Origin of the sequence: Serratia sp. JSRIV006 (assembly GCF_019968685.1) — a bacterium.
GTDB lineage: Bacteria > Pseudomonadota > Gammaproteobacteria > Enterobacterales > Enterobacteriaceae > Chania > Chania fonticola_B.
Genome location: NZ_CP074137.1, coordinates 2,054,057 through 2,080,784, shown reverse-complemented (window position 1 = coordinate 2,080,784; position 26,728 = coordinate 2,054,057). Strand labels below are relative to the sequence as shown.

At 53.7% G+C, this 26,728-nt stretch carries 28 protein-coding genes; 14 read left to right on the top strand and 14 right to left on the bottom strand.

The annotated features are described in order from the left end of the window. The first annotated feature begins 98 nt into the window (after window positions 1-98). The 3 genes from poxB (at window position 99) to KGP16_RS09630 (ending at window position 4,030) form a co-directional block, all read left to right on the top strand. Window positions 99-1,820, top strand: coding sequence for a ubiquinone-dependent pyruvate dehydrogenase (gene poxB / locus KGP16_RS09640; protein WP_024486199.1), 1,722 nt, complete (start codon window positions 99-101; stop codon window positions 1,818-1,820). A 108-nt stretch (window positions 1,821-1,928) separates the two neighbouring features. Beyond that, complete coding sequence (ltaE, locus tag KGP16_RS09635; RefSeq protein ID WP_223501246.1) at window positions 1,929-2,945, top strand: low-specificity L-threonine aldolase; 1,017 nt, start codon at window positions 1,929-1,931, stop codon at window positions 2,943-2,945. 92 nt (window positions 2,946-3,037) lie between these two features. After that, the gene (locus tag KGP16_RS09630; RefSeq protein ID WP_021804962.1) at window positions 3,038-4,030 is read left to right on the top strand and encodes an MBL fold metallo-hydrolase; all 993 of its coding nucleotides are present in this window, start codon (window positions 3,038-3,040) and stop codon (window positions 4,028-4,030) included. A gap of 62 nt (window positions 4,031-4,092) precedes the next feature. Here the strand turns inward: KGP16_RS09630 and KGP16_RS09625 are convergent, their stop codons facing one another. Further along, the gene (locus KGP16_RS09625) at window positions 4,093-4,440 is read right to left on the bottom strand and encodes a DUF1294 domain-containing protein (protein ID WP_179246428.1); all 348 of its coding nucleotides are present in this window, start codon (window positions 4,438-4,440) and stop codon (window positions 4,093-4,095) included. A gap of 153 nt (window positions 4,441-4,593) precedes the next feature. On the opposite strand from KGP16_RS09625, the gene KGP16_RS09620 reads away from it, so the two are divergent. After that, entirely contained in the window at window positions 4,594-6,036 is a 1,443-nt protein-coding gene (locus tag KGP16_RS09620; protein WP_059200370.1) for a DUF2867 domain-containing protein, read from the top strand. Between the two features lie 151 nt (window positions 6,037-6,187). Continuing rightward, entirely contained in the window at window positions 6,188-7,198 is a 1,011-nt protein-coding gene (locus KGP16_RS09615; protein ID WP_037375026.1) for an NAD(P)-dependent oxidoreductase, read from the top strand. 133 nt (window positions 7,199-7,331) lie between these two features. Here KGP16_RS09615 and KGP16_RS09610 read toward each other — a convergent pair whose 3' ends face one another. From KGP16_RS09610 to KGP16_RS09600, 3 genes are read right to left on the bottom strand one after another with little or no spacing between them, the layout of a single operon-like run. After that, window positions 7,332-8,168, bottom strand: coding sequence for an N-acetylmuramoyl-L-alanine amidase (locus KGP16_RS09610; protein WP_223501245.1), 837 nt, complete (start codon window positions 8,166-8,168; stop codon window positions 7,332-7,334). Between the two features lie 32 nt (window positions 8,169-8,200). Beyond that, window positions 8,201-8,473 (bottom strand): hypothetical protein, encoded by a 273-nt coding sequence (locus KGP16_RS09605; protein WP_021804965.1) that lies wholly within the window; start codon window positions 8,471-8,473, stop codon window positions 8,201-8,203. 32 nt (window positions 8,474-8,505) lie between these two features. Then, the gene (locus tag KGP16_RS09600; RefSeq protein ID WP_021804966.1) at window positions 8,506-8,829 is read right to left on the bottom strand and encodes a heavy metal-binding domain-containing protein; all 324 of its coding nucleotides are present in this window, start codon (window positions 8,827-8,829) and stop codon (window positions 8,506-8,508) included. A gap of 176 nt (window positions 8,830-9,005) precedes the next feature. Between KGP16_RS09600 and KGP16_RS09595 the strand changes: the two genes are divergently transcribed. From KGP16_RS09595 to KGP16_RS09570, 6 genes are all read left to right on the top strand, one after another. Beyond that, the gene (locus KGP16_RS09595) at window positions 9,006-9,554 is read left to right on the top strand and encodes a lipoprotein (protein WP_021804967.1); all 549 of its coding nucleotides are present in this window, start codon (window positions 9,006-9,008) and stop codon (window positions 9,552-9,554) included. A gap of 262 nt (window positions 9,555-9,816) precedes the next feature. Beyond that, window positions 9,817-10,545 (top strand): arginine ABC transporter ATP-binding protein ArtP, encoded by a 729-nt coding sequence (gene artP, locus KGP16_RS09590; RefSeq protein WP_094982923.1) that lies wholly within the window; start codon window positions 9,817-9,819, stop codon window positions 10,543-10,545. Between the two features lie 32 nt (window positions 10,546-10,577). Continuing rightward, window positions 10,578-11,309 (top strand): arginine ABC transporter substrate-binding protein, encoded by a 732-nt coding sequence (gene artJ / locus KGP16_RS09585; RefSeq protein ID WP_021804969.1) that lies wholly within the window; start codon window positions 10,578-10,580, stop codon window positions 11,307-11,309. Between the two features lie 9 nt (window positions 11,310-11,318). After that, window positions 11,319-12,035 (top strand): arginine ABC transporter permease ArtQ, encoded by a 717-nt coding sequence (artQ, locus tag KGP16_RS09580; RefSeq protein WP_021804970.1) that lies wholly within the window; start codon window positions 11,319-11,321, stop codon window positions 12,033-12,035. Then, entirely contained in the window at window positions 12,035-12,703 is a 669-nt protein-coding gene (gene artM, locus KGP16_RS09575) for an arginine ABC transporter permease ArtM (protein WP_021804971.1), read from the top strand. The genes artQ and artM overlap by 1 nt, the downstream gene beginning before the upstream one ends. 194 nt (window positions 12,704-12,897) lie before the next feature. Next, window positions 12,898-13,632: an arginine ABC transporter substrate-binding protein gene (locus tag KGP16_RS09570; protein ID WP_021804972.1), complete on the top strand. Its 735-nt coding sequence runs from the start codon at window positions 12,898-12,900 to the stop codon at window positions 13,630-13,632. Between the two features lie 38 nt (window positions 13,633-13,670). Here KGP16_RS09570 and rlmC read toward each other — a convergent pair whose 3' ends face one another. The 8 genes from rlmC to KGP16_RS09530 all read right to left on the bottom strand — a co-directional run bounded on the left by rlmC (window position 13,671) and on the right by KGP16_RS09530 (window position 21,431). Beyond that, entirely contained in the window at window positions 13,671-14,798 is a 1,128-nt protein-coding gene (rlmC, locus tag KGP16_RS09565) for a 23S rRNA (uracil(747)-C(5))-methyltransferase RlmC (RefSeq protein WP_209555166.1), read from the bottom strand. A gap of 143 nt (window positions 14,799-14,941) precedes the next feature. Continuing rightward, complete coding sequence (gene potI / locus KGP16_RS09560; RefSeq protein WP_223501243.1) at window positions 14,942-15,787, bottom strand: putrescine ABC transporter permease PotI; 846 nt, start codon at window positions 15,785-15,787, stop codon at window positions 14,942-14,944. After that, on the bottom strand, window positions 15,784-16,746 hold the full coding sequence (gene potH, locus KGP16_RS09555) for a putrescine ABC transporter permease PotH (protein WP_021804975.1): 963 nt from the start codon (window positions 16,744-16,746) through the stop codon (window positions 15,784-15,786). The genes potI and potH overlap by 4 nt, the downstream gene beginning before the upstream one ends. A 24-nt stretch (window positions 16,747-16,770) precedes the next feature. Next, window positions 16,771-17,904: a putrescine ABC transporter ATP-binding subunit PotG gene (gene potG, locus KGP16_RS09550; protein WP_021804976.1), complete on the bottom strand. Its 1,134-nt coding sequence runs from the start codon at window positions 17,902-17,904 to the stop codon at window positions 16,771-16,773. Between the two features lie 109 nt (window positions 17,905-18,013). After that, window positions 18,014-19,123 carry a spermidine/putrescine ABC transporter substrate-binding protein PotF gene (gene potF, locus KGP16_RS09545; protein ID WP_021804977.1) on the bottom strand — a complete coding sequence of 370 codons (1,110 nt, stop codon included), beginning with the start codon at window positions 19,121-19,123 and terminating at the stop codon, window positions 18,014-18,016. A 395-nt stretch (window positions 19,124-19,518) separates the two neighbouring features. Continuing rightward, window positions 19,519-19,998 (bottom strand): YbjN domain-containing protein, encoded by a 480-nt coding sequence (locus KGP16_RS09540; protein ID WP_021804978.1) that lies wholly within the window; start codon window positions 19,996-19,998, stop codon window positions 19,519-19,521. Between the two features lie 174 nt (window positions 19,999-20,172). Beyond that, complete coding sequence (gene rimK / locus KGP16_RS09535; protein WP_021804979.1) at window positions 20,173-21,075, bottom strand: 30S ribosomal protein S6--L-glutamate ligase; 903 nt, start codon at window positions 21,073-21,075, stop codon at window positions 20,173-20,175. Window positions 21,076-21,131: 56 nt separating this feature from the next. Further along, window positions 21,132-21,431, bottom strand: a complete 300-nt coding sequence (locus tag KGP16_RS09530) for a YbjC family protein (RefSeq protein WP_021804980.1) — start codon at window positions 21,429-21,431, stop codon at window positions 21,132-21,134. A gap of 238 nt (window positions 21,432-21,669) precedes the next feature. On the opposite strand from KGP16_RS09530, the gene KGP16_RS09525 reads away from it, so the two are divergent. Beyond that, a complete protein-coding gene (locus KGP16_RS09525) occupies window positions 21,670-21,933 on the top strand; it encodes a GrxA family glutaredoxin (protein WP_021804981.1) in 264 nt (87 codons plus the stop codon). Window positions 21,934-21,985: 52 nt separating this feature from the next. Here KGP16_RS09525 and KGP16_RS09520 read toward each other — a convergent pair whose 3' ends face one another. Beyond that, entirely contained in the window at window positions 21,986-22,375 is a 390-nt protein-coding gene (locus KGP16_RS09520) for an inner membrane protein YbjM (RefSeq protein ID WP_021804982.1), read from the bottom strand. Window positions 22,376-22,718: 343 nt separating this feature from the next. Between KGP16_RS09520 and KGP16_RS09515 the strand changes: the two genes are divergently transcribed. Further along, the gene (locus KGP16_RS09515; protein ID WP_037375189.1) at window positions 22,719-24,410 is read left to right on the top strand and encodes an aspartate:alanine antiporter; all 1,692 of its coding nucleotides are present in this window, start codon (window positions 22,719-22,721) and stop codon (window positions 24,408-24,410) included. Between the two features lie 488 nt (window positions 24,411-24,898). On the opposite strand, the gene KGP16_RS09510 is transcribed toward KGP16_RS09515, so the two are convergent. Then, a complete protein-coding gene (locus KGP16_RS09510) occupies window positions 24,899-25,255 on the bottom strand; it encodes an SH3 domain-containing protein (RefSeq protein ID WP_094982924.1) in 357 nt (118 codons plus the stop codon). 814 nt (window positions 25,256-26,069) lie between these two features. Between KGP16_RS09510 and KGP16_RS09505 the strand changes: the two genes are divergently transcribed. Then, a complete protein-coding gene (locus KGP16_RS09505) occupies window positions 26,070-26,654 on the top strand; it encodes a hypothetical protein (RefSeq protein ID WP_223501242.1) in 585 nt (194 codons plus the stop codon). Window positions 26,655-26,728 lie beyond the last annotated feature (74 nt).

The following is a 26,728-nucleotide window of genomic DNA, read 5'->3' as shown; positions in this document are numbered from 1 at the left end:
CACATATCGGTAAGCGTATTCCCTGATGCCCTTCTACACTTCCTGTTTGCCTTTAATCGGGCGAGTACCCCTCATTTTGGATAATGACTGGAGGAACGATGAAGCAAACAGTAGCCACGCTGATCGCCAAAACGCTTGAACAGGCGGGTGTAAAACGGATCTGGGGCGTCACCGGCGATTCGCTCAACGGCCTGAGTGACAGCCTACACCGGATGGGAACCATCGCCTGGATGGGCACCCGCCACGAAGAAGTCGCCGCCTTTGCCGCCGGTGCCGAAGCGCAGCTCACCGGCCAACTGGCGGTCTGCGCAGGCTCCTGCGGCCCGGGCAACCTGCACCTGATCAACGGCCTGTTCGATTGCCACCGCAATCACGTCCCGGTGCTGGCTATCGCCGCCCATATTCCTTCCAGCGAGATCGGCAGCGGCTACTTCCAGGAGACTCACCCGCAAGAGTTGTTCCGCGAATGCAGCCACTACTGCGAGCTGGTGTCCAATCCAGAGCAACTGCCGCGAGTGCTTGAGATCGCCATGCGCAAAGCGATCCTCAACCGGGGTGTCTCAGTGATCGTGCTGCCTGGAGATGTCGCCCTGCAAATGGCGCCAGAAGATGCCAGCATGGTGTGGCATACGCCTGCGCACCCACTGATGCAGCCACCAATGAGCGAACTACAGAAGCTGGCAGAAACGCTGAACAGCGCCAAAAATATCACCCTGATGTGCGGCAGCGGTTGCGCCGGATCGCATGACGAAGTCGTCAAACTGGCCGAACTGCTGCAGGCCCCGATTGTGCACGCCCTACGCGGTAAAGAGCACATCGAATGGGATAACCCTTACAGCGTCGGCATGACCGGGCTGATCGGTTTTTCCTCCGGCTACCACGCCATGATGAACGCGGATACCTTGGTGCTGCTAGGCACTCAGTTCCCTTATCGGGCGTTTTATCCTAGCAATGCCAATATCATTCAGATTGATATCAACCCCGGCAGCATCGGCGCTCATTGTCCGGTTAATATGGCGCTGATGGGCGATATCAAAACGACGCTCAGCGCCTTGCTGCCGCAATTGCAAGCCAAGAGCGACCGCAAATTCCTGGATAAGGCGCTGGAACATTACCGGGAAGCGCGTAAAGATCTCGACGGATTGGCTACAGCTAACGATGACCAGCCGATCCACCCACAATATCTGGCACAGCAAATCAGCAACTCAGCCACGGATGACGCCATCTTCACCTGCGATGTCGGCACGCCGACGGTGTGGGCAGCTCGGTATTTGAAAATGAACGGCAAACGCCGCCTGCTCGGTTCGTTCAACCATGGCTCAATGGCCAACGCCATGCCGCAGGCGATTGGTGCCCAGGCCACCGAACCGGATAAGCAAGTGATCGCCATGTGCGGTGACGGTGGCTTCACCATGCTGATGGGGGATTTTCTGTCGCTGGCGCAGTTGCAGCTGCCGGTCAAGGTGGTGGTATTCAATAACAGCGTGCTGGGCTTTGTGGCAATGGAGATGAAGGCCGGTGGCTACCTTACCGACGGCACCGATCTGCACAACCCGGATTTTGCCGCTATCGCCAATGCGGCAGGCATCAAAGGCATTCGGGTAGAAAAGGCCTCCGAGCTGGACGCGGCATTGCAGGAAATGCTGGCCCATCCTGGCCCGGCCTTGCTCGACGTGGTCACGGCCAAACAAGAGCTGGCGATGCCGCCGCAGATTAAATTCGAACAGGCTAAAGGGTTCAGCCTGTATATGCTGCGCGCCATCATCAATGGCCGGGGTGATGAAGTTGTCGAACTGGCTAAAACCAACTGGCTGCGTTAATCGCTTCTGGGGGCAATGAAGTTGGTTGTCCCCTGCATTTTCCGCTTTTGCCCCGCGCTAATCCGGTTATGATGAAAGCCACTTCCTCATCAGCTACCAAGGACCCGTATGCTTATCGATTTACGCAGTGACACCGTTACCCAACCTAGCGCAGAGATGCGCACCGCCATGGCGCAGGCTGACGTCGGCGACGACGTGTATGGCGACGATCCCACCGTCAACGCCCTCCAGGCTGAAGCGGTCAGACTCTCTGGCAAAGAGGCGGCATTATTCCTGCCTACCGGCACCCAGGCCAACCTGGTAGCCCTGCTGAGCCATTGCCAGCGTGGTGAGGAATATATTGTTGGCCAGCAGGCGCATAACTACAAATATGAAGCCGGTGGTGCCGCCGTGCTGGGCAGCATTCAGCCGCAGCCGATCGAAGCCAATCCCGATGGCACGCTGCCGTTGGATAAAGTCGCCGCCGCCATCAAACCCGATGATATTCACTTTGCCAAGACTCGTCTGCTGAGTCTGGAGAATACCATCAGCGGCCGCGTGCTGCCGCTGGAATATCTGCAACAGGCCTGGCAGTTCACCCGTGAACACAAACTTGCTCTGCACATTGACGGCGCGCGCATTTTCAACGCGGCGGTGGCACTTAACGTACCGCTGAAAACCCTCGCCCAGTATTGCGACACCTTCACCATTTGTCTGTCAAAAGGCCTGGGTGCACCGGTTGGCTCCCTGCTATGCGGTAGCAAAGAGTTTATTCAACGTGCCAACCGCTGGCGCAAGATGACCGGTGGCGGAATGCGCCAGGCCGGTATTCTGGCGGCGGCCGGGCTCTATGCGCTGGAGCACAACGTCGAGCGGCTGAAAGAAGATCATGACAACGCCAAATGGCTCGAACAACAGCTACGTGACATTGGCGTAGATATTGCCGAACCGGGCGCACAAACCAACGTGCTGTACCTGCGCCAATCCCCGGAGCTGGCGGCCAAGCTCGGCCCCTGGATGCGCGAACGTGGTGTGTTGATCAGCGCCGGGCCGTTAACCCGTATCCTGACGCATCTGAACGTTAGCCGCCAGGATCTGCAAAAAGTCGTCGACCTATGGCAGGAGTTCTTGCAGCAGCACGCTTGATTTTTTTGCAGTAACACCGGGAGGCCCCGCTTCCCGGTTCTCGCCAAACCCGTTATCTCAGCCTAGTTTCAAAACCTGAAGGGATATCATCTATGAGTCATAAATTGCGCCAGACGTTATTAGCTCTCACCCTCGCTAGCAGTGGAATGATGTTTACCTTGCCAGCCAGCGCCGCCTCAGCGCCGGCCCAACAGCAGACACAGGCTCCCGGCTATTACCGCATGATGTTGGGTAACCTGGAGGTGACAGCGCTGTATGACGGTTATACCCACCTTGCGACCAAGCTGTTCCACGGCGTCAGCGAGCCGGATATGCAAAAGCTGTTCGCCCGCATGTTTACCGACAGTAAGTCAGGCATACAGACTGCGGTTAACGCTTTTCTGGTGAATACCGGTACGCATCTGGTTTTGGTCGATGCCGGTACCTCGCAGTGTTTTGGACCAACCTTGGGGGCTATCAAAAACAACCTGCGCGCGGCAGGTTATCAGCCAGAGCAGGTTGATATGATATTGCTGACGCATCTGCACCCCGATCACGCCTGCGGCATCACCGATCAGGGCAAAGCCGCCTTCCCTAACGCTACTGTCTATGCCTCCAAGGCCGATGGCGATTATTGGCTGAGTAAAAAGATAGCGTCCAAAGCCCCGAAAGACGCGCAGCCGATGTTCAAAATGGCCCAGGACGCAGTGGCCCCTTATGCCGAACAGGGCAAGCTGAAATTGTACAGCCCTGGGGAGCAGTTACTTCCTGGGTTGGAGGTGATAGCGACACCGGGCCATACACCTGGGCATACCTCTTACCTGTTCAGCTCCGGCGGCCAGAAACTGCTGTTGTGGGGGGATATCGTCCACAGCCACTCTTTGCAGTTTGCCAAACCTGAAGTCGCGGTGGACTTTGACACGGACTCCAAACAGGCGATCGCTACCCGGCAGAAGGTGTTTGCCGATGCGGCTGAAAACAAGCTGTGGGTTGGCGGAGCGCACTTACCGTTCCCTGGCCTGGGCCACGTACGCGTCGAAGGCAAAGGTTATGCGTGGGTGCCGGTTGAATATGCACCGGTGGTCGTTGGCGAGAAGAAACCTTAACGTAGATTGTTGACAACGGGCGGCGCATGCGGCGCCCGTTTAATGACGCATAGTGCGGTAACTCAAACCACCATCCGGCCATAGAGCCAGTAACCCACAGCCAGTATCAGCAGCAGGTTCAGCACTACGCTGAGAATAAAATAGGTTTTGAACGGCTGTTTCTGTGTTTTATGACGGAACATCCGTTGCCCGATAATGGCCCCTATCCAACCGCCCAGCACGCCGAACAGCAGCAGGGTGATTTCCGGCACCCGTTGCCAACTTTTGCAGGCGGCCAGCTTATCAGCTCCGTAGATCAGCAGGGTCAGCAAGTTTACCAGCAGCAACCACGTCCACAGCGGAGCGGGAAAACACAGGCTGCCAGCCAGAGCAATTAGCAGCAGCAAATAACACAGGGAATTGATTTTCATCGGGCATGGGCTCGTTGCTTGATCGCCGCGTAGTGTGAACCGCCCTCCGTGCAGATGCAACCATTGATACCCATACATAAAGTGCATTTAGCCCGCTAATTTGGCATCCTGTCGTTCATGCTCACATTAACATCAATAAACTAAGGCAGCGCAATGACCTCCCAACGTATTCTGGTTCTTGGAGCCAGCGGTTATATTGGCCAACACCTGATCCCCCGTTTGACCGAGCAGGGCCACGAAATCACCGCCGCAGCACGCCGTATAGAATGGTTGGAAGAGCAAAACTGGCCGCACGTAAGCTGCCGCTACGTGGATGTCTATCGCCCAGAAACGCTAACGGCGGCGCTATGGCAGATCGATGCCGTTTACTACCTGATCCACGGCATGGGCGATGGCGATGATTTTATCGAAAAGGAACGCCAGGCGGCGGAGAACCTGCGCGATGCCTTGCGAGGATCCAACGTTAAACAGGTTATTTTCCTTGGCGCACTGCAACCAGAGGGCAATAGCTCCCCCCACCTCATCGCCCGTAAACTGACCGGCGAAATCCTGCGTCAAAGCGGCATTCCCGTCACCGAATTGCGCGCCAGTATCGTGGTTGGCCCTGGTTCAGCCGCGTTCGAAATTATGCGCGATATGGTCTATAACCTGCCGATCCTGACGCCACCGCGTTGGGTACGGTCAAAATCGTCCCCGGTCGCACTGGATAACCTGCTCACTTACCTGACCGAGCTACTGCAACATCCGGCGCAGGAAAACCGGATTTTTGACGTGGCCGGGCCGGAGTACATCAGTTACCAAACCCTGTTCGAGCGCTTTATCAAGATCAGCGGCAAAAAGCGCTGGCTGATCCCGGTGCCGCTGCCGACACGCTTTATCTCTGTATGGTTTATCAGCATGATCACCTCTGTGCCAACCTCGATTGCCAGCGCGCTCATTCAGGGGCTGAACCATGACTTACCTGCCGATGGCAAACCGCTGCAAGCCTTGATCCCACAGCCACTACAAACCTTTGATGAGGCCGTGAAGGAAACGCTACGCCGCGAAGACGAGGTGGTCGACTCTGCCGACTGGGGTTACGATCCTGAAGCCCGAGCCCGCTGGCGCCCCGGTTATGGTTTCTACCCCAAACATGCAGGCTGTGAGGTGGATACCCAGGCTTCCAGCGAAGCGCTATGGCACGTCGTGCAGCAGTTGGGTGGTAAAGAGGGATACTTCTACGCCAACATTCTGTGGCAAATCCGCGCCCGCATGGACGATATGATCGGCAACGGCGTCGTTTATGGCCGACCGCAGCGTGACACCCTGGAAATCGGCGATCTGGTCGATGGCTGGAAGGTGATCACCAAGAAGCCATTACGGCAGTTGGCATTGATGTTCGGGATGAAAGCTCCGGGGCTTGGCCGCCTGACCTTCAGCATCAAAGACCTGGGCGATCGCCGCCAACTCGATGTCCGCGCCTGGTGGCATCCTGCCGGTTTCAGCGGGCTGTTATACTGGTTTGTCATGATGCCCGCCCACCTGTTTATTTTCCGTGGCATGGCCAAACGGATTGCCCAATTGGCCGAAGAGTACGATAACCAGCGTCCTCATTAGTCGAATTCTCGATCAACCGCACAGTTTGCTGCTGCGGTTAGGTCCTTTCTCATTGCATAGCGCACAAAATCACGAAAGAATGGCACCTTATTTGCTGGGGCGCGCTAAAACGCCCTCAGCATCCTGATTTTTGGTGAGAACAGAGTGAGTTATGAAGGTATTGGTCACCGGTGCAACCAGTGGGTTAGGCCGTAACGCCGTTGAATATCTCCGCCGCCAAGGCATAAAAGTACGTGCCACCGGGCGCAATCAGGCCATGGGTTGCCTGCTGGAAAAAATGGGTGCCGAATTCATCCATGCCGATCTCACCAACCTGATCTCTTCACAGGCCAAAGCCATGCTGGCGGATGTCGACGTGCTGTGGCACTGCTCCGGTTTCACTTCCCCATGGGGCACGGAAGAAGCCTTCGAACTGGCCAACGTCCGCGCTACCCGCCGTTTGGGGGAATGGGCTGCGGCCTACGGTGTAGAACGGTTCATTCATATTTCGTCGCCGGCAATTTACTTTGATTATCACCATCACCGCAATGTGGATGAAGACTTCCGCCCGATTCGTTATGCCAACGAGTTTGCCCGCAGCAAGGCCGCCGGGGAACAGGTGGTGCAACAGTTGGCGCTGTCCAACCCGCAAACCCATTTCACCATCCTGCGCCCACAGGGGCTATTTGGCCCACACGACAAAATCATGCTGCCGCGCCTGCTGCATATGATCAAACATTACGGCAGCCTGCTGCTACCGCGTGGCGGGGATGCACTGGTCGATATGACCTATCTGGATAATGCGGTACACGCCATGTGGCTGGCCACCGTGAAGGAAGAGACTCCTTCTGGCCGGGCCTACAACATCTCCAACCAGCAAGCCTGCACGCTACGCACCGTGCTGCAACAGTTGATCGATGAGTTGGGCATGAAGTGCCGCATCCGCTCGGTGCCCTACCCGATGCTCGATATGATGGCTCGTGGCATGGAAAAGCTGGGCAGTAAAAGCGATAAAGAACCCGTGTTGACCCATTACAGCGTCGCCAAGCTCAATTTCGATCTGACGCTGAACACCACTCGCGCACAGCAGGAACTGGGTTATCAACCCGTGGTTTCGCTTGAAGAAGGCATTAGCCGTACCGCTCGCTGGTTGAAAGAGCACGGTAATCTGCACGGGCTATAACTAACCCCCTCACCCCAACCCTCTCCCACAGGGAGAGGGAGCTGTTAGTCCCTGCACATTTGGTAGTAAAAAGATAATCTCAGCAAACTCGAACGATCCACTGTGGGAGAGCGTGAGGGCATTTCTTTTGGCGTTAGCGCATAGCTCCGTATTTGCTTAGCAACGCCTCTATAATCGCCTCGCTTTCTGCATCTGGCTCACCGCGATAATCGCTGGGCCGGAAATGCATCTGAAACGCCGCTACCAGATTCCGCTGCTGCTTGGCATCCCATGTAGGATCAACGCCATAGCCGTAGCGCGCCAGCTTTTCCAACAGTGATGCCATCGCCACCGGCTCATGCTTATCACGGCCTGCCAGGCAACGTTCCACCTCCCGCTCTTCCGGCCAGGCACCAATACCTGCCTGCGCCAGCTGTTGCCATGGGAAGAGTGGACCAGGATCCTGTTTGCGCTGCGGGGCGATATCGCTATGCCCTACCACGTCCGTCGGTTGCAGCGCGTAACGCTGTACAATATCGCGGCTAAGTTGGATCAGTAACGCAATTTGCTCTGGCGTATAAGGCTGCCAGTCTGTCTCCAGCAAGTTACGCGTAAAGCCCCGGTTGACGATCTCAATACCGATCGAGGTATCGTTCAAATTGGTACGCCCACGCCAGTTGCTGGCACCCGCATGCCAAGCTCGCAGCTCTTCGGGCACCAGTTGATACGCCACCGGTTTACCGCCCTGCAGTGGCGGATGGGCGGGCAGCAAGTAATGGGCGCTGACGTGCTCGTCCGTCAGCGTTTTCAGCGAGGAGTGAAAGTCTTCTGCGGTGTAATGCATCACCAGGAAGCGAATACGCTGATCGGCCCCCGGTGCCTGATGCAGGGTTTCCAACTGATAGCTGCCGTGATCCACCAGCGTGCTGGTGGATTGCTGTTGGCACCCCGTCAAAACGCCAATGGCGGCGATCCACAACCACTTGGCCACAGTATGCTCCTTTCCGCAGTGATGCACCGCCATCAGGGGATGACCGAGTCTGGTACAGTCTCAGCCGCTTGCAAGGTTTGCATCAGCTTGCGTCTATCGTAATAACACTTGCCCCACGACGCCAGGCAGGACGCCCCTAGCGCGCCTTCAATCGAATCATAAATGGGATCGAACTCGCCGCTAAAGAAACTAAACAACACCCTTCCCAGCGTGGCGGCTCCCCCAATCAGCAACCAGGTCATCACCTGGGTTAGTTGGCTGATTTTCAATTGCAGTTCACTGCTTCCCTGCTCGGTATTTTTCATTTCACTTCCTGGTTATCTCACGTTATCCCCGTTTAGCGGCTGACTTTTACCGCGGTGCCACTGACGCTGACCATCAGCATGGTGCTATCTTTACCCACGGTTTGATAATCGATATCGATGCCGACTACCGCGTTAGCCCCCAGTTCTTTGGCCTGCTCCTGCATCTCCTGAAAGGCCAGCTGACGTGCCTTGCGCAGCTCTTTCTCGTAGGCACCGGAACGGCCACCAACGATATCACGCACACCAGCAAAAAAATCGCGGAAAATATTGGCACCCAGAATCGCCTCGCCGGTAACTACGCCGCAATATTCGGTGATGGTAAACCCTTCCAGGGTGTGGGTAGTGGACAATTGCATCAAGAACTCCTTATAAAATCAAATCATTGCTGTGGTAGGACAGCTAATTTAAGCGGATGTTCTGTGGCACAATGGCACACAGCACCAATGCAAGGACCAAAAACGCCTTTATACTGTAGGCTAGTCCCGTGGTTTTCGGTCTTCATGGTTGAGAGACTTTTACATAAGGTTATGAGATGAAAACAAAAACGCTTGCTGTTGTTTTACCCTTGGCCCTGTTCTTAAGCGCCTGTACTACCGTCGAACCGGCCTTTAAGGATGTTGGCGTCCGCACTGGCGCCTGCGTGGACGGTGGCCCGGATACGGTAGCCCAGAAATTCTATGACCTGCGCATTCAGCAAGGCCCAAGCACCGCTCTGCCGGACAGCAGCCGTCTGGCACAGTTGCAGCCTTACCTGAGCCAGGTGCTGTATCAGGATCTGGTCAGTGCCGCTCAGCACCCTGGCAAACACACCATCACCGGCGATCTGTTCTCTGGCAATGCCCAGGGGCCAACCAGCGCATCGGTTGCCAGCGCTTCCACCATTCCTAACACCGATGCCAAAAACATCCCGCTGCGTGTACAGCTGACCCACCAGAAAGAAGGTGCCAACACAATCAACTGGCAGGACGAAGTGCTGATGGTCCGTGAAGGCACCTGCTGGGTAGTTGACGACATCCGCTTCCTCAACATCCCGCCGCATGCCGCCAGCGGTACGCTGCGTCAGGTTCTTGAGAACCAGTAACACCAAGATGGCAGCCGGGTGTATCACCTTCCCGGTTGCCAATTCCCCCCTCAGAAATGCTCAAAATTCCATCACCTTGAGAAAAATAGCTAGCTATCTCACAGAGTGCGCGACAAATCCGCCATTCCACCAGCGCTCACGGTATCTTCTGCTATTATTTAGTCATTCTGCGACGTACTAATAAATTTTAACTCACAAAGATTGCATAAGTATTCTGTGGAAGTTACCATTCCCGGCATCAATGTCTATTCAATTTCAGCGCATGAGTATTCAACTAAAAGATATCAACTGCTTTTATGGCGCACATCAGGCGCTGTTTAACATTACACTGGATTGCCCTGCCGGCGAGACTCTGGTGCTGCTTGGTCCAAGCGGCGCGGGTAAGAGTTCACTGCTGCGGGTGCTTAACCTGCTGGAAATGCCACGCTCTGGCCACCTGCAAATCGCGGGCAATCAGTTCGACTTTAAACAGTCACCGGGGGAGAAATCCATCCGCGAACTGCGCCAAAACGTGGGCATGGTGTTCCAGCAGTACAATCTCTGGCCACATCTGACCGTGGTGCAAAACCTGATCGAAGCGCCCTGCCGCGTACTTGGCCTGACCAAGGCACAAGCGATGGCGCGTGCCGACAAGTTGCTGACCCGGTTACGCCTGACCGATTTTGCCGACCGTTTCCCACTGCATCTCTCCGGTGGCCAACAACAGCGCGTAGCCATTGCCCGTGCGCTGATGATGGAACCTCAGGTGCTGCTGTTCGATGAACCTACGGCCGCACTGGATCCGGAAATTACCGCACAGATCGTCAGCATCATTCGCGAGTTGGCGGGCACCGGTATTACTCAGGTGATCGTCACCCATGAGGTTGAAGTCGCGCGTAAAACCGCCAGCCGCGTGGTCTATATGGAAAATGGCCATATCGTCGAACAGGGCGATGCCAGCCACTTTGCACAACCGCAAACCGTAGAGTTTGCCAATTACTTATCACACTAATAGCGATATTTGCTGTTCTCAGGGAGTTTGCGATGAAAAAACTACTAATCGCCGCCGTTCTGGCTGGCATCAGCGTTTCTGCCTCAGCAGCCGAAACTATTCGTTTCGCTACCGAAGCTTCCTACCCTCCGTTCGAATTCGTCGCGGCGGATAACAAAATCCAGGGCTTCGACGTCGATCTGGCCAACGCTCTGTGTAAAGAGATGCAGGCCGAGTGTACCTTTACTAACCAAGGCTTCGACAGCCTGATCCCAAGCCTGAAATTCAAGCGTTTCGATGCCGTGATGGCCGGTATGGATATCACCCCTGAGCGCGAAAAGCAGGTGCTGTTCAGCAAGCCTTACTACGATAACTCGGCCCTGTTTATTGCCGAGAAAGGCAAAGTGGCCGACGTGGCCGCGCTGAAAGGCAAACGCGTTGGCGTGCAAAACGGCACCACGCACCAGAAATTCCTGACCGATAAACACCCGGAAATCACCACCGTGGGCTACGACAGCTACCAGAATGCCATTCTGGATCTGAAAAATGGCCGTGTTGATGCGGTGTTCGGCGATACCGCCGTGGTTAACGAGTGGCTGAAAGAAAACGCTGCGCTGACCGCCGTGGGCGATAAAGTGACCGATAAAGACTACTTCGGTAGCGGTCTGGGCATTGCCATGCGCCTGCAAAATACCGAACTGCAGGGCAAATTCAACGCCGCCCTGGATAAAATCAAGCAGGATGGGACTTACGAAACCATCTACAAAAAATGGTTCCAGCAGTAATCATCATCCATGAATGAAATCCAACCTTTAGCTAGCGCCGCCGGGATGACCGTCGGCCTTGCCGTTTGTGCCCTGGTCCTCGGCCTGATCCTGGCGATGCTGTTTGCCGTCTGGGAGTCATCCCGCTGGAAAGCGGTCAGTTGGCTCGGCACCGCCTGGGTGACCCTGCTGCGCGGCTTGCCAGAAATTCTGGTAGTGCTGTTTATCTACTTTGGCTCCTCACAGCTGCTGATGATGCTGTCCGACGGCTTCGTCCTGAACTTCGGCCTGTTCCAGTTACCGGTGCAACTGTCCATCGACAATTTCGAAGTCAGCCCGTTCCTGTGCGGCGTTATCGCCCTGGCCTTGCTCTATTCTGCCTACGCATCGCAAACACTGCGTGGGGCGCTTAAAGCGGTGCCACTGGGTCAGTGGGAATCCGGCCAGGCTCTCGGGCTAAGCAAGACGGCTATCTTCTTCCGCTTGATCATGCCGCAAATGTGGCGTCACGCGTTGCCGGGGCTGGGCAACCAGTGGCTGGTGTTGCTGAAAGATACCGCGCTGGTGTCGTTGATTAGCGTTAACGATTTGATGTTGCAGACCAAAAGTATTGCCACCCGCACCCAGGAGCCGTTTACCTGGTATGTGATTGCGGCAGCAATCTATTTGGTTATCACCCTGCTGAGCCAGTACATCCTTAAGCGGATCGAGCTGCGCACCACGCGTTTTGAGCGGGGGCCTGCCTGATGCTTGAATTCATCCCCGAAATCCTCAAAGGCTTGCATACCAGCCTGTCGCTGACGATCGTCGCACTGATTGTTGCCTTGCTGATGTCGCTGGTGCTGACGGTGATCCTGACGTTAAAAACCCCGGTGCTGACGCAGTTGGTGAAGGTCTACATTACGTTGTTCACCGGTACGCCGTTGCTGGTGCAGATCTTCCTGATTTACTACGGCCCTGGCCAGTTCCCGTCAATCCGTGAATATCCCTGGTTGTGGAACCTGCTGTCGCAACCTTGGCTCTGCGCGATGATTGCCTTGGCGCTGAACAGTGCGGCCTACACCACCCTGCTGTTCCATGGGGCGGTACGCGCTATCCCGGCGGGCCAATGGCAATCCTGTGAAGCGCTGGGCATGTCACGTAAGCAAACGCTGCGTATTCTGCTGCCGTATGCCTTCAAACGTGCCTTGTCATCCTACTCTAACGAAGTGGTTCTGGTGTTCAAGAGCACCTCGCTTGCCTATACCATTACGCTGATGGAAGTGATGGGCTATAGCCAACTGATGTACGGCCGGACTTATGACGTGATGGTGTTCGGTGCCGCTGGCATTGTGTATCTGTGCGTGAATGGCCTGCTGACGTTATTGATGCGTTTGGTTGAACGCCGCGCTTTGGCTTTTGAACGTCGTAATTGAATCAAGCCTCGCTGAACTAGCCCTGCCATGCGCAGGGCTTTTTTATGACCGAAAATAATTTTCTAGTCATTTATATTGCATAGTCATTCACTAAATGGCATTGTTATCGGCATAGCCACTCACAATGCCCTTGGGGCGTTGTCAGAAAAAAAGGTGGCGAGACAACAATCAAATTTACGACAGGAGCCGTACCGATGAAAAAGCTGTTACTTGCCGCCACCCTTCTCGCCGGGATCACCTTTAACGCTGCCGCCGCAGACACCATCCGTTTCGCCTCTTCAGCGACCTACCCGCCGTTTGAATCTCTGGATGCCAATAACCAGATCGTCGGTTTTGATATCGATTTGGCCAAGGCCTTGTGCAAGCAAATGCAGGCCGACTGCACCTTTACCAACCAGGCCTTTGACAGCCTGATCGCCGCGCTGAAATTTAAAAAATATGACGCGGTGATTTCCGGTATGGACATCACACCAGAGCGTAGCAAGCAGGTAACCTTTACCCAGCCCTATTATGCCAACTCGGCTATCGTCATTGCTCAGAAAGGCAAGTTCACTACGCTGGCGGATTTGAAAGGCAAAAAGCTGGGGATGGAAAACGGCACCACGCATCAAAAATACATGCAGGACAAGCACCCGGAAATCAATACCGTGTCTTATGACAGCTACCAAAACGCCGTGCTGGAGTTGAAGAATGGCCGTATCGATGGCGTGTTCGGTGACACTGCGGTGGTTAATGAGTGGCTGAAGAATAACCCCGAACTGGCTGCCGTAGGCGAGCACGTAACCGATGCGCAGTACTTTGGCACCGGCTTGGGCATTGCCGTACGCCCGGACAATCAGGCACTACTGGCCAAGCTGAATGCTGCGCTGGATGCGATCAAGGCGGATGGGACCTACAAGGCAATCAACGATAAGTGGTTCCCACAGTAATACCCTCCGCTCGACTACTGGCCCTCACTGGAGGGCCATTATTTCCGCACCAGTAGCGTCAACACTTCGTAATGGGCAGTATGCGGGAACATATCAAATAGCTGCACGCGCTCAACTCGGTAATCCGGCAGCATCGCCAAATCCTTCGCCATACTTAACGCATTACAGCTGGAATAAAGAATATAACCCGGCGCCATGCGGTTGAGATAATCACACAGCTCGTTGCCAATCCCCCGGCGCGGCGGGTTCACCAAGACCAACTCCGGAACTTCCCCCTCAGCGGTAGCAAATCGGGTCGAATCCAGCGCCTGGAAATCCACCTGCTGCAAGCCGAGGGTTTGCGCGGACTGTTTGGCACAGGCTATCGCCTCGGCGCTGATTTCAATGCCGGTCAGCCTGGTTTGCGGCTGTGCGCAATGCAACCCGAAGCCGCCAACGCCACAGAACAGATCCCACATGCTGGCGATACCTAGCGCCCGTACCCAATCCCGTGCGGTGGCATACAGCTGGTTGGCCACCTGCGGATTGGTTTGAAAAAAGCTCTGCGGGCGAATGTATAACGGCACCTGGTTGAATCGCTCTTCCAGCGCCTGCTGTTCGGTCAGCGGGATTTCATGCTCACCTTCCATGATCGCCATGTGTACTGGCTGAATATTGGCGGCGATCACCTTCAACTGCGGCAACTGTTCTTGTAACCAAGGCAAGGCCGCACGCAGTTGCGCCAGCTTGCTTTCGGAACGCAGCACAAAGCGCAACATCAGGCCGCCGCTGAAGGTGCTTTCCGTCAGTAGTAAATATTTCAGCTCGCCACGTTTGCGCGCCACGTTATAAGGCGTTAACCCGGCACGAGGGATAAACTCTTTTAATACCGCGAAAATCGGAGCAAAGCTGGCCGGGTACAACGGGCAATCACACAGGTCTACCGGCGTGCCATCACGGTGCAACATGCCAAGCAACGGCCGCTCAACGCTACCGCTGACCACCATTTTCGCCTTGTTGCGAAATGCACTTTCTTCACCCGTCACCGGTTCTAACCACTGCGCGACATCGCGATCCGCCAGCAAGGATTGCAGATGATGTTGTTTTTCTTCCAGTTGCTGGGGATAAGGTTTTTCCAGCCACTGACAGGAACGGCAGGTGCCCGCCGAGTACAAAGCGCAATGCATGAATAGTAACCGTTAACTCAGGATGACCAATGAGGGCGCAGATTGTACCACCCAACGCGGATAAAAACTTACTTACCAGGCAGTAGAAGATAAAACGCCGCCCGGTCAGGCGGCGCTTAAAGCTCAATTAATCGTTAACAGCATCAGCCACGAGCGGCCCTTTGCAGTTCACGCGCGCGCTGTTTTTCCGCCCGCGCCATAAACCACCAAGCAATAAACCCGATGATCCCCACCACCAGCAGGATCAGCGTTGCCAAGGCGTTGATCTCCGGGTTAACCCCCATACGCACGCTGGAGAATACCAGCATTGGCAAGGTGGTAGCCCCAGGCCCGGCCACGAAGCTGGCAATCACCAGATCGTCCAACGAGAGAGTAAACGCCAGCATCCAGCCCGAGATCAGCGCCGGGGCAATCATCGGTAAGGTGATCACGGAAAACACTTTCAGCGGTGTAGCACCCAGATCCATCGCTGCCTCTTCTATTGAACGATCCAGCTCACGCAAGCGCGAACTGATAACGACCGACACATAGGCAGTACAGAAGGTGACGTGCGCCAACCAGATGGTGAACATCCCGCGCTCAGAAGGCCAACCAAAGGTATGCCCCATCGCCACAAACAGCAGCAGCAGCGACAAACCGGTGATCACGTCTGGCATAACCAGCGGTGCGGTGAGCATAAAGGCAAACCCGGTCGCCCCCCGGAAACGCCCAAAGCGCACCATCACCATCGCGGCAATGGTGCCGAGGATCACCGCCGCCGTGGCGGAAGCCGCCGCAATGGTCAAGCTCAGACCAACCGCGCTGATCATCGCCGAATCATGGAACAGTTCGATATACCAACGGAACGACCAACCCGCCCATACGGTAACCAGCTTGGAGCTGTTGAACGAGTAGATCACCAGCATCAGCATCGGTGCATACAGGAAGGTGAAACCAACCACCAGAATCGCTATGCGCCACGGTGAGCGCACTACCGGCAAGTTATTCATCCCTGCCCTCCCATTTCCTTGTTCTGGTGCTTGTGGAACCAGAGAATAGGTACAATCAGCAACAGCAGCATCACGGTAGCAACCGCCGAGGCGACCGGCCAGTCACGGTTATTGAAGAACTCCTGCCAGAGCACGCGGCCAATCATGATGCTGTCTGGCCCGCCGAGCAGTTCCGGGATCACAAACTCCCCCACCGCCGGGATAAACACCAGCATCGAGCCGGCAATAATACCGCCACGGGTTAACGGCATGATCACGCTGAAGAAGGTTTTCAACGGCTTGGCCCCCAGATCCAGCGAGGCTTCAACCAGCGAGTAATCAAGGCGCGTCAGCGCGGTATAAATTGGCAACACCATAAACGGCAGATAGGAATAAACGATGCCGATATACACCGCCAGATTGGTATGCAGGATCACCAATGGCTGATCGATTACCCCCAGCCACATCAGGAAGTTGTTCAACACCCCGTTGTTCTTCAGTATCCCCATCCAGGCATACACGCGGATCAGGAATGACGTCCAGGAAGGCAGGATCACCAACAGCAGCAGGATGTTGCGGGTCGACGGTTTACTGTGCGCCACCGCCCACGCCAGCGGATAGCCGATCACCAGGCAGCACAGCGTTGAAACCGCCGCGATCTGCAAGGATTGCAGATAGGCATCGATGTATAACGGGTCATCGGTCAGTTGCAGGTAGTTGGCAAAGTTCAGCGCAATATCGAGTTTGCCGTCTGCCCAACTCATCAGATCGGTATAAGGCGGTACCGCCAAAGCCAGCTCAGACAGACTGATCTTGAACACGATCAGGAACGGCAGCATAAACAACAGCAGCAGCCACAGCAGCGGTAGCGCGATCACCAGTTTGCGGCCATGGGCCATCTGCAAACGTTGGATAAACGCCTTAATCGGGCCGGGTACTCTTGCCGGAGGCTCCGGCGAACGTTCAGAAAGCAATGTCATGATAGTTACTCCTCACTTTCTCAACTACACCGTCAGAACCACACAGCTGTCGGTGTCCCAACATAGGCGCACTTCATCACCCCAGGTCGGCATGCCTTTGCGGAAGCGATGGCCGTTCTGCAACTGCGCACTGATCATCTGCCCGCTAAGCAACTTCACGTGGTAGATCGACAGATCGCCTAGATAGGCGATGTTCACCACCTCACCCACCGCAAAGTTGCAGCCGTCTTCCGGCACTTCCTCACACAGCATGATCTTTTCCGGGCGCAGAGCGACCTGAATAGGTACACCGTCTACCACCGATGAATCAGGATCGACCTTAAGCGCATGCCGTAAACCCGGACTTTGCAGGATCAATGCATCGTCTCGCCGCTCCTGCAACACGCAATCGAACACGTTGACCGAACCGATAAACTCGGCGCTGAAACGGCTGTTCGGGTGCTCGTAGATCTCTTCCGGCTCACCGATTTGCACAAACTTGCCGCGGTTCATGATGGCGATACGGCCAGCCATGGTCATCGCTTCTTCCTGATCGTGGGTGACCATGACGCAGGTCGCGCCCACGCGCTCCAGGATATCGACCACCTCCAGCTGCATGCGATCGCGCAGTTTTTTATCCAGCGCGCCCATCGGTTCGTCCAGCAGCAACAGCTTTGGCCGTTTGGCCAGGCTACGTGCCAGTGCCACACGCTGGCGTTGCCCGCCGGAGAGCTGGTGCGGCTTACGCTTGGCGTATTCCTGCATATGCACTAGCGTAAGCATTTCGGTGACGCGCTCGTTGATTTCCGCGCGCGGCATTTTATCCTGCTTGAGGCCAAACGCGATGTTCTGCTCCACCGTCATATGGGGGAACAGCGCATAGGACTGGAACATCATATTGACCGGGCGTTGGTATGGCGGCACGTGGGACATGTCCTGACCGTCGAGGACAATTTGCCCTTCCGTCGGCTGTTCAAAACCGGCCAACATGCGCAGCAACGTCGATTTTCCACAGCCAGAAGGCCCCAACAGCGCAAAGATTTCGCCCTTGTAGATCGTCAGGCTGACGTCTTCTACCGCATTCTGGCCGTCAAAGGTTTTGGTGAGGTTACGGATTTCCAGCAGAGGGGTGAACACCTTCTGCGATTTGGCTAGCGGACGAGGGATAACGTCGTTCAATCGGGGTGCTCTCCGGCTAAAGCAGTACGAACAACCACAGCAATTGCCATGGCCCAAAATGGCAATGCAGGCGGGTTAACCCCGCCTGCCGATCATCAGAATCGGGTATTTACTTCCCGCTTTTAACTTTAGTCCATGCCCGCGTAACTACACGGTCAAGTTTTGGCGACTGTACGTTCAGCGTGTACAGTTTGGCGCGAATATCTGCCGGCGGGTAAACGTTCGGGTTATCACGCACCTCGGCATTCACCAGCGGCGTGGCGTCTTTCACCGCGTTGGCATAAAACACGTGATTGCTGATATCCGCGATCACCTCTGGCTTGAGCAGGAAGTTCAGGAACTGGTAGGCCGCATCTTTGTTTTTGGCATCTGCTGGCATCGCAAACATGTCAAAGTAGGTCAGCGCCCCTTCTTTTGGGATGGAGTAGGCCACATTGACGCCGTTTTTGGCTTCCTTGGCACGGTTGGCTGCCTGCATGATGTCGCCAGACCAGCCAATGGCCACGCAAATATCCCCGTTAGCCAGATCGTTAATGTACTGGGACGAGTGGAAATAGCGGATATTCGGCCGCAGCTTCATCAATAAATCGTTGGCCGCACCGGTGTAATCTTCCGCACTGGTGCTGTTAGGATCTTTGCCCAGATAGTGCAAAACGGTGGCATAGACTTCGCTTGGCGCATCCAGGAAGGAGACACCACAGCTTTTGAGCTTCTCCAGGTTTTCTGGCTTGAGGATCAGATCCCAGCTATCGACCGGGGCATCTTTACCCAGCACCGCTTTGACCTTATCGACGTTATAGCCAATGCCGGTGGTCACCATCATGTAAGGGATACCGTACTTATTCTCCTTGTCGTTATGCGCAACCAGTTGCAGCATCTCGGGATCAAGGTTTTTGTAATTAGGTATCTTGCTCTTGTCCAGCGCTTCAAAAATACCGGCTTTGGACTGGCGCTCAAGGAAGTTGGAGGAAGGAACCACCAAGTCATAACCGGTGCTGCCCGCCATCAGTTTGCCTTCCAGAACCTCGTTGGAATCAAAGACGTCATACACCACTTTGATGCCGGTTTCTTTCTGGAATTTGGCCAGGGTATCCGGCGCAATGTAGTCGGACCAATTGTAGATGTGCAGCGTATTGTCTGCGGCCGACGCGGTGAGGCAAGCCGTCATCAGCAAGCCGCCAACCACACCCGATAACCACTTTTTACGTTGGGTGACCATCCGTAACTTCCTCCAAAACAAGGGGTAAATTGGTATCCTGAGAGGATACAACGCCTTTGATTAGCCGAGCGCAATCGTTGCGATCGCGAGTGAATAGCTATGCAGTTGATTGCATGCGATTTTCTCACCTGCCAGCCCACGAGGTCACAAACAGGAGCGTGAGCCTTTAGCAAGATCAGCAGCATAACCGGAGTTGCCAGACGGTGCCAGCCTCCAGGGTAAAAAACGCCGTTTATCGATTAATTATGCACGGGGTCTGTATGTGATGCGGCAATAACGGCCTAAAAGACGAGAAATATCTGGCAATAAGGGGAGAAACGCAGAATATCTGGTTGTGGAGGAAAGTCCGGGCTGCGTGCCGCCAGATCTGCGGCACACATAATGTACAGCGAAGATTAATGCAGCATCGGTTGGCTGGCTACGGTAGCCGGGTTCTCTTCTTCCTCACCCATAAACAGCAGATCGTTCGCCCTGGCTTCCAGGATCACCATCGAGATCTGTTCTTCGCCCTGTTGCATAAAGTGGGCAAACTGCTCATGAGCCACGCCCACGGCAATGCTCAAAGACTGGCAAACGATCAGCTTTGGCAAGTTATCGTCTTGTATATCAACAAAGGCCTTGATGGTCAGCGAACTGGCATTGATTTGACTGAGATCGGCCACCAGCGGGATCAGTGCAGTTGGCTTCACTTCGGCCAACGCGGAAAACAGGATCACATTATCCACCAGATCGAGCTTGGCATCGAATACGCCGTCAAAGTTTTGCATGTGCGGCAGGTGTAACGCCTGGCAAGAGTCACATTCAAAAAACGAGATCCCCAACTGATCCAACCAACGTCGTAATAACGCTAAATCGGGGACGATGAGTGAATCCATAAATTACCAGCCTCACAGGGTTCAAAGACATGAAAAGGCGCATAGCTTACGGAATATTCAATCGAGATGCCACGATCAAAGCCGCTTAATTCACTAATGCGGCAACATTGCACGGCATATCCGCACCCGCGATCCCCCGTATACGCTTGGCGCAACAGAGGAAAGCGCCATTTCTCATCCGCCAGATTTCAGACGAAAGCCAGGTCGGGCTCGTTGTTCAATGTACTCAATCATCATGCCGGCAATATCCAACCCGGTGGTGGTTTCAACGCCTTCCAACCCCGGCGACGCATTCACTTCCATCACCAGCGGGCCACGATCGGCACGGAGGATATCAACCCCGGCAACATCCAGCCCCAGCGTCTCTACGGCCTTGATCGCCGTAGCGCGTTCCTTGCCGGTAATATGCACTTTACGAGCCGTGCCACCACGGTGCAGGTTCGAGCGAAACTCCCCAGGCTTTGCCTGACGTTCAATCGCGGCAACGACCCTGCCGCCGACGACCAGGCAGCGAATATCACAGCCATTGGCTTCACGGATATACTCCTGCACCAGGATATGGGCGTTCAGGCCACGAAAGGCGTCGATCACGCTCTCCGCCGCCTGGCGAGTTTCGGCCAATACCACGCCGATCCCCTGCGTCCCTTCAACCAGCTTCACCACCAGCGGTGCGCCGCCCACCAGTTCGATCAAATCACCGGTGTCATCCGGTGAATGCGCAAAGCCGGTAATGGGCAGATCAATCCCCTGGCGCGCCAGCAGTTGCAGCGAACGCAGTTTGTCACGCGCGCGGGTAATGGCCACTGACTCATTGAGTGGATAGCTGCCGAGCAGTTCAAACTGGCGCAGCACGGCAGTGCCATAAAAGGTAATAGCGGAACCAATACGCGGGATCACCGCATCGTAATGTTCCAACCGGCGGCCACGATAATGAATGCTCGGTGCCGCCGGGTTGATATTCATATAACAAGACTGCGGATCGATAACATCGATACGGTGCCCACGCTGCTCTGCAGCCTCACGCAGTCTTTTACATGAGTACAGCGAACCATCGCGCGAAAGAATGGCAATTTTCACTCGTCACCCCTAAAGGCGTTATCACCTGCATTGGCAGGCATTCCCCATAGCCGCGTTTAGTCTTGCGGTCCCTGGTCTTGTTTATCTTTCGGCGGAGTTCGCCGATCGTTCTGCGGCGGCTGGCCACCGCGCAGTAACGGGCCGAACCCTTGAACCACGCGCCAGACCAAAAACGCGGCTGCAGGAACCATCATGAAGACGCCTAGAAAGATCATGCCAACCGCCGCCTGCTGCGAAGCCAGCATACCCGGTAAGCGGACGTAGTCATGAATACTCAGATAAGAGAGTATCAACAGCACCATGCCCAATCCTTCAAGCACCAGCACAGAACGCGGTAAGTCACCGAATGAACGCATATTTTTTTCTCCAGACTCACTGTGTCCAGTGTAGTAAATTCGCCATCGCTGCAACAGCTCTAGTTGATTAATCGGTTCTATAAATCAGACCAAGAGGCAGATCCTGCTTTTTTTTAGCTCAGCCAACGGGCATAGTAAGCGCCATGACGTGAGTGATTGCGCAACTGAAGTCTTTTTATGACGGAAGGAATGTCGTTACAATAACGGTTAATGATTAATAACAGACTAGGAGTGTTACATGTTTGCTGTAATCTTCGGGCGTCCGGGCTGTCCTTACTGTGTCCGTGCTAAAGAGCTGGCAGAGAAATTGACTGAAGAGCGTGACGATTTCAACTTCCGTTATGTTGATATCCACGCCGAAGGCATCACCAAGGCCGATTTGGAAAAAACCGTGGGCAAACCGGTAGAAACCGTGCCGCAAATCTTTATCGATCAGACCCACATTGGCGGCTGCACCGATTTTGAAGCCTACGCCAAAGAAAACCTGAACCTGTTCCAGTAAGCTTCAAGCTCGAACAAAAAAGGCCACCGAACTCAGGTGGCCTTTTTTACGATTAGGGTTTTTGCTGCCGATAGAACTGTTGCCACGCATGGAACACCATGCGCATTAATAAATACAACATCCCACCCAACACACACCAGAATACAGCGCTGACCGCATAAGCTAACTCCTGCCAAAACGAATGGCCGGGGGTCAACCAAAAGTGGCGAATGAGTAAACACAGCGGTACCGCACACAGTGCGCCAAGCAAGGGACACAGAATACGCTGCTTGCTCGACAAATAGCTGGCGATAAAACCGGGAATAATAAACAACAGCAGGCCGGTTTCACCATGATGCTCGGATTCTGTTACGCCGACGGCACCGCTCTTCAGGCCCAGAAAAACCAGGCTAAACAGCAGAAAACAGCTAAAAATGCCCACCCAGTATCGATAACTTACCATCCACCTCTCCCCTCCATACCCGAAAATGACGGATATCGCGATGTGACCGCTGACTACATCGTAAAACACAGCCTATCGCACAGACCCTGCGACACACAGCCGAAATCGACAGCGCTGGCTGAACTTTTTCCTTGGTCAAAAAGGGTTAAATACGTATGCCGACACAGCTTTATGCTGGCTGTCATACGTGATAGCGACTAGAATAAGCGCCGCCATTCGATGGTTCGGATCGCCTTCCGATGGTTGGTTGTTATCTAAGCTTTATCCATATACTCTATGGCTGAATCTAACTCTTATAGTGTTCTTTATCAAGAACTTACTGGTAAACAATAAGTTATCCCCCGTGAACATAAACGTCGCAAGTTTGTTAAACGGTAACTACATCCTGTTACTGTTTGTGGTACTCGCCCTGGGGCTCTGCCTCGGAAAGGTTCGTCTTGGCTCCGTTCAACTCGGTAATTCCATTGGCGTTTTAGTGGTCTCGCTGTTGCTTGGCCAGCAGCACTTTGCCATTAACACCGAAGCGTTAAGCCTCGGTTTCATGCTGTTTATTTTTTGCGTCGGCGTTGAAGCTGGCCCCAATTTCTTCTCGATTTTTTTCCGCGACGGCAAAAACTACTTCATGCTGGCGCTGGTGATGGTCGGTTCAGCGATGGTGATCGCCATCGGACTCGGTAAGCTGTTCCACTGGGATATCGGCCTTACCGCCGGTATGCTCGCCGGTTCGATGACCTCCACACCGGTATTGGTGGGTGCAGGCGATACGCTACGTAATACCATCACCAGCGGCCCGGCACTGCTTGCAGCCCAAGACCATCTGAGCCTGGGCTACGCCCTGACCTACCTGATTGGCCTGGTCAGCCTGATTTTCGGCGCTCGTTATCTGCCAAAACTGCAGCATCAGGATCTCTCTACCTCTGCCCAACAAATCGCCCGTGAGCGCGGCCTGGATACCGATAGCCAGCGCAAGGTTTATTTACCGGTGATCCGCGCCTATCGCGTTGGCCAGGAACTGGTTGCCTGGGCAGACGGCAAGAACCTGCGCGAGCTCGGTATTTACCGCCAAACCGGTTGCTACATCGAACGAATTCGCCGCAACGGCATTCTGGCCAACCCGGACGGAGATGCGGTGTTACAGGTCGGGGATGAAATCTCACTGGTCGGCTACCCTGATGCTCACGCACGCCTGGACCCAAGCTTCCGTAACGGTAAGGAAGTGTTCGACCGGGATCTGCTGGATATGCGCATCGTAACCGAAGAGATCGTGGTCAAAAACAGCAATGCGGTAGGCAAGCGCCTGAGCCAGTTGAAGCTGACCGATCATGGCTGCTTCCTCAACCGCGTGATCCGCAGCCAGATTGAAATGCCGATCGATGACAGCATCGTGTTGAACAAAGGCGATGTGCTGCAGGTTAGCGGCGATGCCCGCCGGGTAAAAAGCGTGGCAGAGAAGATCGGCTTTATCTCCATTCATAGCCAGGTTACCGATCTGCTGGCGTTCTGTGCCTTCTTTATCATCGGCCTGCTGATCGGCCAGATCACCATTCAGTTCACCAGCAGCTTCTCCTTTGGTATCGGCAACGCCGCAGGGCTATTGATGTCCGGCATCATGCTGGGCTTCCTGCGTGCCAACCACCCGACCTTTGGTTATATCCCTCAGGGCGCGTTGAATATGGTGAAAGAGTTCGGCCTGATGGTGTTTATGGCTGGTGTGGGCCTGAGCGCAGGGGCAGGTATCGGCAATACCCTTGGCGCAGTAGGTGGCCAGATGCTGATCGCAGGCTTGATCGTCAGCCTGGTACCGGTAGTGATCTGCTTCCTGTTCGGTGCCTACATTCTGCGCATGAACCGTGCCCTGCTATTTGGTGCCATTATGGGGGCACGTACCTGCGCCCCGGCGATGGAAATCATTAGTGACACTGCACGTAGTAATATTCCTGCGTTGGGATATGCAGGCACCTACGCCATCGCTAACGTGTTGTTAACCTTGGCAGGCTCGCTCATCGTGGTGATCTGGCCAGGACTAATGGGGTAGCAAGGCGATCTGAGAAGTGCCGCTACGGCGAAATATTTTTTTATTTTTCTAGCAACGGGTAGAACTTTTCGATCGGGACATAGTCTGAATTAGTGCCACTGCTTTTCTTTGATGTCCCCATTTTGTGGAGCCCGTTAGTCCCGCCTTTTTAGGTTCAAGATTAGCGGGTTTTTTGTTGCCTGAAATTTACGCCTGACCTTCCCCCATTGATTTACACATCGGGATGTTAGTAATGAGACGCTGAAGGCCATTTGGACGCTAGCTAGCACGATCCATGAGATTTGGTGACCCAAATAAGCGGGGAGAAAGTTCAAATGGCTCCAGCCCGAAGAGAGCATGCGCCCAAGCCGGTGCTACGCGTTATCGGGCTTGAACGTAGAGCTATCCGCCTTGATCACGGGCTTTCGGGACTGCGACGGTGCCACAATCAACTGAGGGGCACAGCCTAAAATCCGTCGCCACTCAGACTCTGATGTAAAATAACGGCCTTATTTGATGTTCTGAAGAATGCTTTTCGGTACCCAGCCAATATCTTGATCCGAGAGTCGCTGGCACCATACCCAGCCATTTAAGAATTTTATCGCCAGCAACTCATCTCCTTCATTAACATCAAGTTCTTTGGCCGTATAGTCATCTTTCGCTATACCATGGCCAGGTTTGTCGCTTCGTTCTATCAGCTGTTCTGGCACCCATCCACCGGAATGATTAGCTATGGTACAGAAATACCAATCATCCCAACCTTCATCGCCCTCATATATGTCCCCTATCGTAAGCGGAGTTCCAGTTGTGAACGTTATAGGATCTGGATACTCACTTCGATGTCGCCCAGTTGCGATAAATTTCATGTTGTTCCTCATAAAACATCACCTACCTTCTTCCGATGCTTTCAATTATCTGTATGCATATACAGTTTGCAACTATTAATTTCATTGCAAGCTGATCACGCGAAGCTTGCTTAAACCTTAAATAAATCAACTGATTGATATATATCAATTTAATTCATTCGACGCACTGACACTTCCAACACCGAACGTTAGGGTAAGGCAATCGCGGACTATTAGGTTATATTCTTTCCCAGGCCGACAACCTCCACTACACCGGCCTGTAAATCTTTCCATTCATGCATCAGCAAGCATCAACATTTAACCCAGCTTATATTGATGCTGGTTGGGCAGATGACATAGATGATGTGATACGCTCAGGTACGCCTTATACTCAACCCTGTCGGTACGACACATAAATGCCGATCAGCACGTTTACACCAGCAGCATATTACTCATTGAGCAAAGTATTCAAAAAGAAATTAACGCATTTCTATATTAATGCAATATAAAATACCGAATGCAGGAGTGCGTGAAAGCTGGAGGAGACTTCTGTTACAAATAACGTTATCCGTAACATCATATTTTACACTAACAAAATTTAACCTATCGAGGTTATTGACAACACTATTCTTTTAATGACAACGTAGTGAAACACCGAGGTATTGTCGCTCCATAAAGGGCGTCTGACATCGGTTATAAATATCATTTACACCATGGAGGTGAGCATGTAAAACCAACACAATAACAGCACCAGGAATAAAACACCGAATTTTGGCAGTTTAATGATTATTTATGTGTCATTTCACAATCCCAAAAGGATTTATAGGATTGCATCATGAAAATGAGTTTCTTAGCTTACCTTTTTCTAGTTTTAACCAGCTTCTTTTTTTGTGAGCACTTAAGTGCAGCCAGCACAGGCACGCTTACGGTGAAGTTTGGTCAGACAACGGAGGATACGTTCAAGATAACTCACCCTGAAGCGGTAAATGTGGGGTTTAACAGCGAACTGAAAGGGAATATCTATAAAGAAACACCCGATAACAATAAGGACAAACGAAGTGATATCGTTTTTGAAAGTACTAAAGATGTTTTTGTCTTGTTTGATGAGAATAACAATTTAGCGGCATTACACTTACAGCTGAAAACCGATCAGTTTAGCGTTATCAGTGCAATTCTAGCTAAAAAATACACCACCGCCGTAAAGAAAACCTCGTTTATCGGCAGTGACTATATGGAACTCTACAACGCCGGTGTTTTGATTTATTTGATGGATCCTTTCTTCTTTTCCAATACCTCACTCTTCTTTATAAGAACCGATGTGAGAAATAAAATCCTAAAAAACATCCCCACTAACCTGCTTGATGATGAGCTCAAGGTACTGAACTACCTTGTGGAGAAAAGCTTTCAATCAACAAAGTAATCAGATAAGTGCCCCTGCTATAATGCTGAACAATACCATAACAGAATAGCGGGCGGAGTTAAAATCAGCATCCA

What these genes read in the sequence shown, in the direction of transcription:
- ltaE (WP_223501246.1), top strand. Translation starts at nt 1,929, where the DNA reads ATGCTTATCGATTTACGCAGTGACACCGTTACCCAACCTAGCGCAGAG.
- KGP16_RS09520 (WP_021804982.1), bottom strand. Translation starts at nt 22,375, where the DNA reads ATGGTAAGTTATCGATACTGGGTGGGCATTTTTAGCTGTTTTCTGCTG.
- KGP16_RS09510 (WP_094982924.1), bottom strand. Translation starts at nt 25,255, where the DNA reads ATGAAATTTATCGCAACTGGGCGACATCGAAGTGAGTATCCAGATCCT.
- potF (WP_021804977.1), bottom strand. Translation starts at nt 19,123, where the DNA reads ATGGTCACCCAACGTAAAAAGTGGTTATCGGGTGTGGTTGGCGGCTTG.
- KGP16_RS09570 (WP_021804972.1), top strand. Translation starts at nt 12,898, where the DNA reads ATGAAAAAGCTGTTACTTGCCGCCACCCTTCTCGCCGGGATCACCTTT.
- KGP16_RS09540 (WP_021804978.1), bottom strand. Translation starts at nt 19,998, where the DNA reads ATGGATTCACTCATCGTCCCCGATTTAGCGTTATTACGACGTTGGTTG.
- KGP16_RS09605 (WP_021804965.1), bottom strand. Translation starts at nt 8,473, where the DNA reads ATGAAAAATACCGAGCAGGGAAGCAGTGAACTGCAATTGAAAATCAGC.
- KGP16_RS09625 (WP_179246428.1), bottom strand. Translation starts at nt 4,440, where the DNA reads ATGAAAATCAATTCCCTGTGTTATTTGCTGCTGCTAATTGCTCTGGCT.
- artJ (WP_021804969.1), top strand. Translation starts at nt 10,578, where the DNA reads ATGAAAAAACTACTAATCGCCGCCGTTCTGGCTGGCATCAGCGTTTCT.
- rlmC (WP_209555166.1), bottom strand. Translation starts at nt 14,798, where the DNA reads ATGCATTGCGCTTTGTACTCGGCGGGCACCTGCCGTTCCTGTCAGTGG.
- KGP16_RS09525 (WP_021804981.1), top strand. Translation starts at nt 21,670, where the DNA reads ATGTTTGCTGTAATCTTCGGGCGTCCGGGCTGTCCTTACTGTGTCCGT.
- KGP16_RS09505 (WP_223501242.1), top strand. Translation starts at nt 26,070, where the DNA reads ATGAAAATGAGTTTCTTAGCTTACCTTTTTCTAGTTTTAACCAGCTTC.
- poxB (WP_024486199.1), top strand. Translation starts at nt 99, where the DNA reads ATGAAGCAAACAGTAGCCACGCTGATCGCCAAAACGCTTGAACAGGCG.
- potI (WP_223501243.1), bottom strand. Translation starts at nt 15,787, where the DNA reads ATGAATAACTTGCCGGTAGTGCGCTCACCGTGGCGCATAGCGATTCTG.
- KGP16_RS09595 (WP_021804967.1), top strand. Translation starts at nt 9,006, where the DNA reads ATGAAAACAAAAACGCTTGCTGTTGTTTTACCCTTGGCCCTGTTCTTA.
- KGP16_RS09600 (WP_021804966.1), bottom strand. Translation starts at nt 8,829, where the DNA reads ATGCAATTGTCCACTACCCACACCCTGGAAGGGTTTACCATCACCGAA.
- KGP16_RS09615 (WP_037375026.1), top strand. Translation starts at nt 6,188, where the DNA reads ATGAAGGTATTGGTCACCGGTGCAACCAGTGGGTTAGGCCGTAACGCC.
- artQ (WP_021804970.1), top strand. Translation starts at nt 11,319, where the DNA reads ATGAATGAAATCCAACCTTTAGCTAGCGCCGCCGGGATGACCGTCGGC.
- KGP16_RS09620 (WP_059200370.1), top strand. Translation starts at nt 4,594, where the DNA reads ATGACCTCCCAACGTATTCTGGTTCTTGGAGCCAGCGGTTATATTGGC.
- potH (WP_021804975.1), bottom strand. Translation starts at nt 16,746, where the DNA reads ATGACATTGCTTTCTGAACGTTCGCCGGAGCCTCCGGCAAGAGTACCC.
- KGP16_RS09630 (WP_021804962.1), top strand. Translation starts at nt 3,038, where the DNA reads ATGAGTCATAAATTGCGCCAGACGTTATTAGCTCTCACCCTCGCTAGC.
- KGP16_RS09530 (WP_021804980.1), bottom strand. Translation starts at nt 21,431, where the DNA reads ATGCGTTCATTCGGTGACTTACCGCGTTCTGTGCTGGTGCTTGAAGGA.
- artM (WP_021804971.1), top strand. Translation starts at nt 12,035, where the DNA reads ATGCTTGAATTCATCCCCGAAATCCTCAAAGGCTTGCATACCAGCCTG.
- artP (WP_094982923.1), top strand. Translation starts at nt 9,817, where the DNA reads ATGAGTATTCAACTAAAAGATATCAACTGCTTTTATGGCGCACATCAG.